The organism is Exiguobacterium sp. s91 (assembly GCF_018618915.1).
Lineage (GTDB): Bacteria > Bacillota > Bacilli > Exiguobacteriales > Exiguobacteriaceae > Exiguobacterium_A > Exiguobacterium_A abrahamii.
On the sequence record NZ_JACSMZ010000001.1, the window covers coordinates 2,134,185 to 2,146,213 of the forward strand.

Genomic DNA, 12,029 nt, shown 5'->3' on the forward strand with positions numbered 1-12,029 from the left:
TCATCCCTCTTTCGACCCATACTAAAACCTCCCTCATCTCTACCTGAAGTAGGAGGACGAGGAAGGTCTCGATCGTATCAAAATTAAATTAAACTAAATCAATCGTTTCTTCTAAAGCAAACGCATAGATGACCTTGCGTGAAATTTGAATATGAAGAATCGCTTCTAACGCTTCTTGATACAGATTCAACTGAGTCGCGTACCGATCCCGTAACACATCAGCAGGTGTCTGTCCGACTTCCGTCGTAACGATTTGATCCGATTTATAATCGAGCAAGATATAGGACTCCCCATCCTGAATCAAACAGTCGACGATTCCTTGCATGACTGCGTCATCCACTGGACCTGTCCAGTCTTTCCGGAAACGCGATGCCCCAATCTTATATGTGAACGGCAACTCCCGATAGACGTGGTTCGTCCGTAATCGTTCGTTGAACAATTGTCCGATTTCAGAGTCGAGGAACCCTTGTAACTGTGCTGTCGCTTCCCGCATCGTCGTCGCTTCAATCGGCGTAATGCGTTCCGTCGCTTCCCATTGATCAATTTGTTGCGAAATCGGTTCGTCCGGTTCATATAATTGCATCGCTAAGTGTAAGACCGTTCCTCGTTCCGCTCCACTTAAAACAGGTCCGAGGAATTGTGGCGTACGGTAATACGTCGTCTGGCGATATGTCGTTTCGAATGCTGCACGCTCCAGTTGCTCCGCCCGCTTCAGTTCCGTGACGGTCTGTTTTGCTGCCGTCTCTGTCGCAAGCGCATGCGGATACTGATACGAAAATGCCGCTTCGACAATTTCTTTGACTTGTGAATTAACCGGCACATCGATTTTTTCAAGCTTCTGGACGTGTTCGAGTTGCTCCACGAGTGTTGAAATTTCTTGATACGGTGCTAACTCCTCTAACGACATCACACGAATCGACCAATCCGTCTCATCCGGACGTAGTAAACTACTGCGTAAGACTGCCGGAACGACCCATTCCGCATAACTCTTCGCTTGGCGTCGATCATTTTCAGGTAGTAAGACTTCATCTGGTGGCGTCATCTGCCAGGTCGCCATTTGATCCTCTAAATCCTTGACTGTCCCGACGAGAATCAGCTTTTCCTTCGCTCGAGTCATCGCAACATACAAGACGCGCATCTCTTCTGCCTTCATCTCTCGATCCATTTCCCGGCGGATGACTTCTTTTAAGAGTGTCCCAGATCGCAAACGACGAATCGGATCAATCGCATCTAGGGCAATACCATACGTCTTATGCAACTGAATCGCCTGCATTTGATCCTGTTTGTTGAATTGCTTCGTCAATTGGCTGACGATCGTCACGGGGAACTCGAGTCCCTTTGATTGGTGGATCGTCATGATGCGAACGACGTCCTCGTCTTCTCCAAGCGAACGGGCTTCTGCGAAGTCTTCTCCTCGTTCAATTAATCGATTGATTAGACGAAGGAAACGATAGAGACCACGATAACCGGACGTCTCATATTGCTTCGCTCGCTCATATAAAGCGTTCAAGTTGGCTTGACGACTTTTGCCTCCGGCGAGACAGCCGACGTATTCAAAATAGCCGGTCTGATCAAAGAGCGATCGAATGAAGGCAGGTAGGGCACTCCCACGTGCTTCAGTTCGCCATGATTGAATCTGACGGATGATTTCATCCATTCGAATTCCGAGTGATGATTCCTCTGCCGCCATTGCTAGCGCTGCCTCATAAAAGCTTCCTTCTTTTTGTTTTGCTCGAATCCGTCCTAAATCTCGATCCGCCACCCCAAAAATCGGCGATCGTAACAAACTCGCGAATGGAATGTCTTGAAGCGGATTATCGATCGTCTTGAGCAATGCCATCATGATTTGAATTTCCGTCGCTTGGAAGTATCCGCCTGTCGTATCCGCATAGACCGGAATCTCATACTGTTCGAGCACTTCGACAAGCACTTGGACACGCTTACCACGCGACCGTGCTAAGACGACGATGTCGCGGTATTCACAGGTCCGGAATCGGTTGGCTTTCGCGTCATAGATTAGATGTGGATGCTTCGAATCAACGAGTTCTAAAATTCGCGTTGCAATCGCTCGTGCTTCAACCTCTTCCTTTTCACTATCAAGTGGATCAATCAAAAGTAATTCAGGTGCCACTTGCTCCGATTCGAGATAACTCAGATTCCCGAGTCGAAGGTGCGCGGCTTCATCGTAATCAATCTCCCCGACCGTCTCATCCATTACTTGGCGGAAAATTTGATTCGTTCCATCCAGCACTTCAAGACGACTCCGGAAGTTTTTTGTTAAATCGATCCGTGTTCCCACATCGGTCTGTTGGAATCGTTTGAATTTTTCAAGGAACAGTCCTGGCTCTGCATGACGAAATTTATAGATGGATTGTTTGACGTCACCGACCATGAAGAGATTTCCTGTTGCCTCATCTGTTTTCGAGACCAATTGGATGATACGTTCCTGAACCTCGTTCGTATCTTGATATTCGTCGACGAGTACTTCGACGAAACGTTCCTTCAGAAGTTTTGCCACGTCTGACGGTTGTCCTTCGTCCGTCAAGATCTCTAATGCAAAATGTTCAAGATCCGAAAAATCGACGATACCACGTTGTTGTTTCGCTTCGAGATAATCGCTTGCAAATTGACGTACGAGTGTCACGATCGTCTCGACGTGTCGCAACTGCGACCGCAAGTCCTCCAAGTAATCGACACCGGTCTTTTGGACGAACAGCTCTTTCATTTTCTTGAATTCCGCTACGAGTCGCGTCCGCTCTGCTTGAAACGGTTTGATTCCTTCATCCCCGCGTGGACTCTTCCAACGACCGAATTCTACTGCTTGAAAAGCAAGCGCAACCATCGACCAGTAGCGTGCCGACGTCTCAAGCAAGGTAAAAGGAGCAATGTCCTGACGCATCATCTGTCCCATTTCCGTATAACCAGACTGCTCCAGCTCAAAAGCAAGTTCTCGGTAACGTCCTAATAAATTCGAGAGACTTTCCCACTCTAATTCGACTAGTCGTTGCATGAGTGGAGAATCATCCGGGTCAATTGGCTGATCGTACTGACTGATTAAATGTGCATAAAAAGCTTCCGGATCCGGTAAGGAACGGGAAAACCGATAGAGATTCGAAATCAGTGTCAGCATCGCTTGATCATCCCGATCTGACGTATAACTATCAATCAAATCATAGAATCCCGGGTCCTCAGAAGCATAAAAGGACTCAAAGACCGCTTCTAAGACATCGTCTTGCAATAACAGTAATTCAGATTCATCGGCAATTCGAAACGCAGGATCTAGACCAATCCGGTAATAATTCTCGCGCAGAATCGACAAACAGAACGAATGAATCGTTGTAATTTGTGCCCGGTTCATTAATTGACGCTGTTTTTTCAAATACAAATCATCCGGTGCCTCTTTGATGCGCTGGTCCATCACCTCAATGACCCGCGTCTTCATCTCACGTGCTGCCGCATTCGTAAAGGTAGCGACGAGAATCCGATCAGCCGACAACTCATCTTCGGGATCAATCAATCGTTGCGTCAGCCGTTCAACGAGGACCGCTGTCTTCCCTGATCCCGCTGCCGCTGAGACGAGGATATGTCCACCTCTAGCTGAAATGGCTTGTTGTTGTTCTTCCGTCCAACGCACGCTCATTCTTCTTCCTCCTTCAACCGTTCCAGTACCTCTTTTTCAGACATCGGTTTTAATGGGCGATACTGATTCCCAAGCGATTCATCGAACTGACAGACTGAACGATACTCACAAAAACTACACGGTGTCCGTTCCTGATAATCGAATGGATTGATGGCGATATCCCCATCATAGATATCTTGACTGCTGTCTTTTAATGCCTCCCATGCATGATCCATCAGCGCTGATAAATCTTCCTCTTGTACGACACCTTTCGTCTGCGTCTTATGCAGTCCGTTTTTTGTGAATGTCACTTTGACGAGTGGTGATTTTTTTCGTTCATCGTACGCAATATGATCCATCGCTCGTAGTACCTCGTCATTCTCGAGAATGACGCCTTGCATTTGATAGGACTCGAGTAACAGTTGGTTGCGCTCTTCTTCGTCAGCCGATAAATCGCCCCGTAACATCGGGTTTTTGACGTGGAAATATAACGCACCAGCTGGTTTTGCCTGCTGTTGATAGAGCAGCTCCGACTGCTCCACGACCGTCTTCAAATACAACAACATCTGAATCGCAAGCCCATAATAGATTTCCGCAAAATCAAGTCCTCGAGCACTCGATTTGTAATCAATGATTCGAACGTATAGCTGATCACCAATCGTCGCCTGATCAATCCGGTCGATGCGACCCGTGAATTCAATTTCTGTTCCGTCTGGTAACGTAAAGCGTAATGGTGGGAACGTCGCGTTCCCAAAACTGATTTCAAATAAGTCGGGTTCAAAGTCTGTTCGTTTTGCTTGTTCAACAAGCATTTTAGCTGTTTGTTCGACGACATCCGTCAATTTTTTCTTGATATACCCGAAGCGACTCGAACTCATCAAGATCGCATTCTGAATTTCCGGTGTCACCTTTTCGACAGCTTCCTTCGCAAGTGTTCCGCACGTCTCGCCGTCGATCTCTCGCCAGTGTCGTCCAGAAGCTTTAATACTGAGCGACAGATCATTTAATGCGCCGTGAAACAGATTCCCGATGTCCGGTGCTTCAAATTTATACAGCTTCCGCTCGCGTAAACGAAGTCCGTATCGAGCAAAATGCTTATACGAGCAGGCGTTATAGGTCTCAAAACGCGAAACGCTCGCTTGCAGTGAATCACCATATAGACGATGCGCCAACCCTTCCGGCAAGGCTTCCGCTTGATTTTGATAGAACAAGGCACTCGAGAATAACCCCATCCGTTCACGTCCCTGTCCGTTTTCGAGAAGCGTATTGTACACTTCGAACCAAATCGGCTGAATCGGATAACGTCGTTGCAAACGGCGCAGCTCGATCGCCGTCGCTGCTGCCGCGCGATCTGGACTCGTTACGAAATCAAGTTGTTCTTGCGGTGCGTGTTCCCCAGCTTCCGCAAAGTGTGTTTTGATCGGACGATCGAGCAACAATTGTCGCTTTAATTGTTTTGTGATCGCTGCCGGCTGAAGCGCCTTACCTTCTTCATCGACAAGTGCGTAACTGACATACAAGGCTTCACTTGGAGCCATCATCCCTTGATACAGGTAAAACAGCTCATCATCAAACACATCAAGAGACGCTTTTCCAACCGGAATACCATGCTCATGTAAAAAGTCATGATCATTTTCGGACAGTAACTTTGATTGATCTTGAACGAACGGAATCAGACCATCATTCGCTCCGAGTAAAAAGACGACTTTTACTCGTTGTAATCGTCCACGGACATAGTCCGTCGCGATGACTTGATCGAGCGATGGCGGAACAAGTGCAAAACGAAGGCTCTCAAGTCCTGTCTCGACCATCTGGACGAACAAATCCGTTGATAAGGTATGCTCAGGCGCAGCAGCTTCTAGCTGCTCGAATAGATGAAGTATCGCTTCATATACTTGATCATGCTCGCGCGCAACAAGTAATTGATCCTGCTCTAGTGCTTGCTTACGCCATTCCATTAAACGTTCTGCAATTTTTTGTTCTTCAAGGAATTGATAAAGACCTTTCGTATACGCGCTCATCGTCTTCGCCTGTTTCAGCCGACGGTGCAACGGTTCAATCAAGTCGACGACGAATGTTCGTAAATGGTTCAGTTCTTCTTCTTGCGCAAGCTCCTCTTCCGTTAAGCGAACTTCCTCTGCTAGGCGCCGCTTTAATTGCCACGGTTGTTGCCACATCGACCCTTTGATGCCGCGTTCGAGCACGAAGGTCTCAAAACGATCGAGCGCTAGACGCGCATCTTCTGCGGGAATCGGCAAGAGCTCCGTCTTCAGTAAACGAAAGACCGTTTCTTCCCGATAACCCGACGTTACGATGTCTAAAGCAGATTGAATCAAGTCAACGAGTGGATGATGAACCATCGACTCACGTTGATCCAAGAAATATGGAACATCATACATGTGGAAGGCTCGTTCCAAGTGATCCGCATACGGCTCAAGATGTCGCACGACGAATGCCATCTCATGAAACCGATACCCTTTTTGTCGAACGAGTTGAATCGCTTTCCGCACGGCTGATTCTGCTTCAACTTGACGGTTAACTGCAGCTGTCATCTGAAAGCCCTCAATGTCATGATCGACAGGAGGATATCCCGGCTTCAACAAGGCCTGCTCCAAATGTCGTAGCCCTTCTGATTGAAACTTGATTGGTTGATCATACAAAATTTCTTCATATGGAATCGACAGTTCCTGCATCTGACCGATCAATTGCATGTAGCACCGCTGAGACACACCAAAAGAAGTTTGTTTCGCATAAGGATCCGTTGCATCCATCGTAAAACTAATATGCATTTCAGCCACTTGTTGCATCAAGGCGAGTAAAACTTGTTGTTCCTGGAGCGAAAATTCATAAAATCCGTCGACGATGATCGTCGCTTGATCCAGTCGCGCTTTTGGAAGTAATTCGAGCAACGTCGTATAGTAATCGTCTGCATGGAGTGCTTTATCGACAATTCGTTCCGTAAAGCGCTCATAAATCAACGCAAGGTCGTTTAATTTCGGTGACCGTTCGAGAGAGCGATCACTCACTTGACGCAACATGTCAGGCTCAATCAACGAGCGTTTAAACGACGCGATGAGCTCATCAAGTCCTTGGAAAAATCCTGGCATGTTTTTAGTTCGTTTAAAAATCTTCAGTTCGTCTTCTGATTCCTCGACGACCTGTCGCAGTAATAGCTGTGTCCCCGTCTCATCGAGAAATGGAATCGCTTGATTCCCGTAATCGCGTAAGATATGAAACGCAAAGCGCCGTAGACTCATGACCTCAAGACGAACAAGACCTGCTATCCGTTCATCTGTCGCAATCCGCCGCTCCATTTCAAATGACATTTGATCCGGAACGATGAAATACATCTTCTCCCCTAATGGTCGTTGCTCGAGTTCTTGTACGACGCGCTCGATCAATTGTGTCGTTTTCCCACTCCCGGCACGACCAATATGCATATGGTTCATCAAGAAAACCTCCTCCTCGTTTTTCTTTACTCTTAGTATCTCACAAACAAGAACAAATGTACTGTTTTTGGCGCATGTCTTCTACGTATAAATTTGCTATAATCAGGACACATCCTATGTAAGGCAGGTGATGCTCCTTGTCACTTTACGAAACCATCGGAGGCGAGCATGTACTCACATCCTTGGTTCGCTCGTTCTATCATCAAGTCTACCATGATTCACTGTTGCGACCGTTGTTCCCTGACGATCGACAACGTGTCGAACAGGCACAACTCGTCTTCTTGACCCAATTGACAGGAGGACCGCGCGACCCGGATCAACCGCCGGCGAGTTTGGCGATGATTCACCGGTTATTACCGATTCAAAAAGAACATGCCATCCGTTGGTTGGAACTGATGGAAGTAGCTTCTCTTGAGACAATTCCAAATGAAGAAGCACGACTCCAACTACTCGATCGATTACGAATTGGCGCGATGAATGTACTACGCGTTTGTGAAGCACACCAGATGGACTGAGGGATTTTTCTTTCTCATCTGTCCATTTCCATGTAAAATAATAATTGGAGGCGATAAAATATGACGGAAGAACAAGAACAACGACCTGAACTCGTAAAGAATGCGATCGAGCAAGCCGAAGCATCGACGAACGAGGATGACACGCTCGAGGAAGAGCAAACCGAAGAACAAAAAAAATTGGATCACATCAAAGGTCTCGTAACCCTTGAACGCGGATCTGATTACTATCGTGTCGTTTTTTATGACGACCATAAACACTTGATTTTCAAGGAACTCGATTACGACCGTGTCGACTTCGTAGGTCGTTTCTACAATGATAGCTTTGATCCGACAAACTTGACGGAACTAGAAGAAATCGCAGAAAAAGCACTCTCGACTTCTTTACGAAAACGATTCTTGTAATGCATGAAATAAGCCGTTCTCCGATTGGAGAACGGCTTATTTTTTATTGATCAGATTGTTTTTTCTTCCGACGAAGGACGTAAGCAAGAACGCCACCTGCGACAGCGATCCCTGTTGCCGCCAAGATCGGTAATAAGACCTTTTTGTTAGATGCTAGTTTTTGTTTGACTTGCTCAAGGCGGGACTCATTCGTCTCTTTTAAGGCGATGGATGTCCGACGGTTCATCGTGACGTGTTTCGCAGCATCCGTCACGACGATGCGTTTCGTGACCCAACGGCGATTTCCAGCATCATCGACGACCAATTGTCGCGCCCGTTTAATTCCTTTAATTCGTTTACCCGGTGTATTTTCCGGACGCACGATGCGGGAACTGATAAAGCGTCTGCCTCCAGTCGCACCAAATCCAGGCTGTAATTTTCGGCGATTTAACCATTCGTATGATTCATTCATCGTGTCGCGGTAAAAGTTACCGCTTCACCTCCCTATGATTTCTCTCTCTACTGTTTCTCCTTACGTAAGTAAGATTCCTGTTATGTGTTTCCACTTTTCACCGATTCTTAAACTCCGGCAACTGAAAACGACGCTGCATTTCATACGCCAGTTCCAGTGTTTTAATCCGTTGTCGTTCGATGCTGTATGCGGATGCATCCGTATCGATACATTGACCTGTCTGAAATTCGACTTGTACTTTACCGGATTTTTTCTGAACAGTCTTCATCTGTTTAAAATTAATCCAAATACATTCCGCCTTTTCTTTTGCGGTCGTTGGAAAGAAAATCGTCTGTGCTTGCCAATCCACTAAAACAGGGGTCTTTCGGTTCGGACCAAGAATATGCCGCGCTGCTTCGATTCTTCCACGCATGGACGAACCAAAATACAAACAGGATTCTTCAATCAACTTAATGGGATGACCATCTAAAATACTTTCAGAATGTTCCTTGATGACGAGTGTCTGCGGTTCACCGTATTGACCGTATCGCGGGATCAAGGCTAACGTTTCTTCCGTGATTGGGTATGACATCTCCTTCGCTCCCTTCTTGGATTATATTGGTTATATCAAACTTCCTTTTGCTTTGCATGAACGTAACGATTATTTCCTAATGAAAAAAACGAGATCCTAAGATCCCGTTTTTAAAATTCTTTTGGATTTTTTTCCTCTTGCTCAATGAAATGACGCGGAAAATTAAAAATCACACAAACTTTTCCGATTCCATTTCCCGCAGAACGATTCTCGATTGCAACTGTCCCGTCATGACGCTCGACGATCCGTTTGACGATATAGAGACCAAGCCCAAACTTCCCTTCCTTACCACGTGAGAATTGATGGAACAGTGGCGAGGAGGCGTCAAGCGGTGGTCCATCATTTTCGATTTCGATATGAACCTGATCCGCTGTTCCGGACAGTCGAATATCAATTCGTGTTTCGGCATAACGAATCGCATTGTCCATGACATTTTCGAGCGCAACACGTAACTGCTCTCCTTCACCAAGAACGATTCCTGCTTCTCCACTGACATGCCAGTCAAGTGACTTCGTTCCGGAAAAACGATTTTTCAACAGATGCACCATCCGGTCGATGTCAACATTGTCCCATGTCGAACGATCGAGCTCGAAATAGTCGAGCTTCGTGACATAGAGTAGAGCCGCGACTTTTTTCTCCAACCGCTCCGCTTCTTCATCAATGACGGATACGGATCCAGTCAAATCACCATCTGGATAAATCCCGTCTGAGATGGATTGAGCATAACTTCGGATGACCATGATCGGTGTTTTCAAATCATGGGAGATGTTTTGAAGTAATGATTTTTGTGCCTTATCTTGTTTTTCAAGATCCATCCGCATCGCATCGACGGATCGTGCGAGTCGTCCGATTTCATCCCCGCGATCAAGCGGAAGTGGTGTATCCCATTTCTGAGCCGCGATCTTCCCGACCGCCCCCTCGATTTCGACGAGTGGTTGTGTCAAACGTCGCGCTAACCAAAACGCAATGAACAGCGTGAAGATACTTCCAATGATGACGACGAATCCGATTTTGGAGAATAATTGCGTAATCAGTTCTTGTCGATACGCATCCCAAACATAAGAGACACGATAGTACGTTTCACCACTATCCTCGATTTTTCGAATACTGTAGTATACATCTTCTTTATCAAGACGCGTTGTATACTTTGCCGTAACTGTTTTTTGATCAATCGCATCACGGTACATCTGATTGATCAGCTGTTGTGGCGCTCCACCGTAATAGAGCTTTCCGTTTTTAGAAAGGAGTAGGATATTAACAGAACGGGACTCCTGTTTTCGGCGGTCGAATTCAATCGGATTATCCTGAAGCATCTCGATGACGGAGGCGTCCTTCGAGAAGAAGACTTCGCTATTCTCAAGTGTCGCATAGACTTGTTCATCGATGAAATTTCCGATCGATGACCGAATGACCAGGAGAATGACCGCAGAAAGCGTGACGATGACGAGCAGAAACATCGCCCAAATCTGGAATCCGAGACTGCGGTTTTTCATGCAGACACCAAGCGATAACCGATCCCGTAAATCGTTTCGAGCTCGAGTTTCGATAATTTTTTACGGACGCGACGAACGAGATCATCTACGACTCGGTCCGAACCGAAATAATCGTCACCCCAGACGCTGACGAGAATCTGCTCGCGTGACATCGGCGTCCCAATTTGTGTGGCGAATAAAATCAACAAATCGTACTCTTTCGACGTCAAATCGATTTCTTGACCATTCTCTTCGATGATTCGTTTCTCTGGATAAATCATATAATCACCGTATTGGATGACACCACTCTTTGGTGTCGCATACGTTCGTGCCAAAATCTTTTTGACGCGGATGACGAGTTCTCGCGGAAGAAACGGTTTTGCGATGTAATCGTCCGATCCCATCTCAAGACCAATGATTTTATCGATATCCTCATCCCGAGCCGAGATGAAAATGACAGGTGTCGTCTCATCATGTGCCTTGATCCGCTTAATCAATTGAAAACCATCCATATCCGGTAGCATGATGTCTAAAATCCATAAGTCAGGCTTTTCAACGATGGCAGAGGCCGCTGCCTCACCAGACGTAAACGATTTCACCTGCCATCCTTCTTGCTCCAAATATTTCACGAGTACACGATTCAAGTTCACTTCATCATCAACTAAATAGATTGTATGCATGGCTCTCACTCCTCGACTAATGTGCTTTGTTTCAGTGTATCAAAGGAATTCCGCAAAATTATGGGAGAGTGGATAATAATTCAAAAAAACCTTTCTTTTCAAAAGAAAAGAAAGGCGAAGTCGTAAATTTTCTATTATTTGACGAGACGGAGCGCTGGATACGCTACTTGCTCGTTCTTTGAAGTCACAGTTGTTGCCTGTTGACGACGTTCCATTTTTACGACGTGCGTCAAGAATCCAACGCCGCCTCCTAGCAATACCGTTACACCCGTCATTAATAGAATCTCCATTTTCTTCGCCACCTTTTCCATCGCAATTGATAATCAGTATCATCCTCAAACTGACTATAGCATGCTCAATCGAAAATGAGAAGCGTTCTCATGAAATTAATCGTCTAAAAACTTTTGTTGTTCCAGTTCATGACGCTTTCGGATGATTTCCTTCCAATCGAATTGTCCTTGTTCGAGTCCATTGATTAAAATTTCAGCAGTTCCGACATTCGTCGCAAGCGGCAGATCGTACACGTCACACAATCGAATGAGTGCCGAGACGTCCGGCTCATGCGGTTGTGCCGTCAGTGGATCCCGTAAAAAAATCACGATATCGATTTTCCCTTGTGCCACGAGGGCGCCGATTTCTTGATCCCCACCGAGTGGTCCAGATTTACAACGATGGACATGCAAGTCTGTTGCTTCCATGATCCGTTGTCCAGTCGTTCCTGTCGCGTATAACGTATTTTTCTTAAAGAATGCGGCGTAAGCCCGTGTAAAGCCCATCATCTCATCTTTCTTTTCATCATGTGCGATCAATGCAATATTCATTCGTATCCCCTCCTTCTGGTCTATGCACAGAAAAAGAACTTCAGAAACC

10 protein-coding genes are annotated in these 12,029 nt (G+C 46.2%); 2 read left to right on the forward strand and 8 right to left on the reverse strand.

Annotation, left to right across the window (positions count from 1 at the left end; all coding sequences use genetic code 11):
• Window positions 1-88: 88 nt before the first annotated feature.
• A complete protein-coding gene (gene addA, locus KNQ06_RS11060) occupies window positions 89-3,640 on the reverse strand; it encodes a helicase-exonuclease AddAB subunit AddA (protein WP_214768939.1) in 3,552 nt (1,183 codons plus the stop codon).
• Entirely contained in the window at window positions 3,637-7,068 is a 3,432-nt protein-coding gene (addB, locus tag KNQ06_RS11065; RefSeq protein ID WP_214768935.1) for a helicase-exonuclease AddAB subunit AddB, read from the reverse strand. The genes addA and addB overlap by 4 nt, the downstream gene beginning before the upstream one ends.
• A gap of 137 nt (window positions 7,069-7,205) precedes the next feature.
• Here addB and KNQ06_RS11070 point away from each other — a divergent pair, with 137 nt between their 5' ends.
• Together KNQ06_RS11070 and KNQ06_RS11075 are read left to right on the forward strand one after the other, a co-directional pair.
• On the forward strand, window positions 7,206-7,583 hold the full coding sequence (locus KNQ06_RS11070) for a truncated hemoglobin (protein WP_133207919.1): 378 nt from the start codon (window positions 7,206-7,208) through the stop codon (window positions 7,581-7,583).
• Window positions 7,584-7,643: 60 nt separating this feature from the next.
• Complete coding sequence (locus KNQ06_RS11075; protein ID WP_023467386.1) at window positions 7,644-7,985, forward strand: hypothetical protein; 342 nt, start codon at window positions 7,644-7,646, stop codon at window positions 7,983-7,985.
• A gap of 43 nt (window positions 7,986-8,028) precedes the next feature.
• On the opposite strand, the gene KNQ06_RS11080 is transcribed toward KNQ06_RS11075, so the two are convergent.
• From KNQ06_RS11080 to mgsA, 6 genes are all read right to left on the reverse strand, one after another.
• The gene (locus KNQ06_RS11080) at window positions 8,029-8,436 is read right to left on the reverse strand and encodes a hypothetical protein (protein WP_023467385.1); all 408 of its coding nucleotides are present in this window, start codon (window positions 8,434-8,436) and stop codon (window positions 8,029-8,031) included.
• Window positions 8,437-8,533: 97 nt separating this feature from the next.
• On the reverse strand, window positions 8,534-9,007 hold the full coding sequence (locus KNQ06_RS11085) for a competence protein ComK (RefSeq protein WP_029340962.1): 474 nt from the start codon (window positions 9,005-9,007) through the stop codon (window positions 8,534-8,536).
• Between the two features lie 110 nt (window positions 9,008-9,117).
• Window positions 9,118-10,500: a HAMP domain-containing sensor histidine kinase gene (locus KNQ06_RS11090; RefSeq protein ID WP_133207918.1), complete on the reverse strand. Its 1,383-nt coding sequence runs from the start codon at window positions 10,498-10,500 to the stop codon at window positions 9,118-9,120.
• Entirely contained in the window at window positions 10,497-11,159 is a 663-nt protein-coding gene (locus KNQ06_RS11095; RefSeq protein ID WP_023467381.1) for a response regulator transcription factor, read from the reverse strand. The genes KNQ06_RS11090 and KNQ06_RS11095 overlap by 4 nt, the downstream gene beginning before the upstream one ends.
• Before the next feature lie 134 nt (window positions 11,160-11,293).
• A complete protein-coding gene (locus KNQ06_RS11100) occupies window positions 11,294-11,449 on the reverse strand; it encodes a hypothetical protein (protein WP_167507527.1) in 156 nt (51 codons plus the stop codon).
• A gap of 96 nt (window positions 11,450-11,545) precedes the next feature.
• The gene (mgsA, locus tag KNQ06_RS11105; protein ID WP_023467379.1) at window positions 11,546-11,980 is read right to left on the reverse strand and encodes a methylglyoxal synthase; all 435 of its coding nucleotides are present in this window, start codon (window positions 11,978-11,980) and stop codon (window positions 11,546-11,548) included.
• Window positions 11,981-12,029: the final 49 nt, after the last annotated feature.

Excerpts from the sequence above, each read along its gene's own strand:
- addA (WP_214768939.1), bottom strand. The coding sequence starts at position 3,640 with ATGAGCGTGCGTTGGACGGAAGAACAACAACAAGCCATTTCAGCTAGA.
- addB (WP_214768935.1), bottom strand. The coding sequence starts at position 7,068 with ATGAACCATATGCATATTGGTCGTGCCGGGAGTGGGAAAACGACACAA.
- KNQ06_RS11075 (WP_023467386.1), top strand. The coding sequence starts at position 7,644 with ATGACGGAAGAACAAGAACAACGACCTGAACTCGTAAAGAATGCGATC.
- KNQ06_RS11080 (WP_023467385.1), bottom strand. The coding sequence starts at position 8,436 with ATGAATGAATCATACGAATGGTTAAATCGCCGAAAATTACAGCCTGGA.
- KNQ06_RS11085 (WP_029340962.1), bottom strand. The coding sequence starts at position 9,007 with ATGTCATACCCAATCACGGAAGAAACGTTAGCCTTGATCCCGCGATAC.
- KNQ06_RS11090 (WP_133207918.1), bottom strand. The coding sequence starts at position 10,500 with ATGAAAAACCGCAGTCTCGGATTCCAGATTTGGGCGATGTTTCTGCTC.
- KNQ06_RS11095 (WP_023467381.1), bottom strand. The coding sequence starts at position 11,159 with ATGCATACAATCTATTTAGTTGATGATGAAGTGAACTTGAATCGTGTA.
- KNQ06_RS11100 (WP_167507527.1), bottom strand. The coding sequence starts at position 11,449 with ATGGAGATTCTATTAATGACGGGTGTAACGGTATTGCTAGGAGGCGGC.
- mgsA (WP_023467379.1), bottom strand. The coding sequence starts at position 11,980 with ATGAATATTGCATTGATCGCACATGATGAAAAGAAAGATGAGATGATG.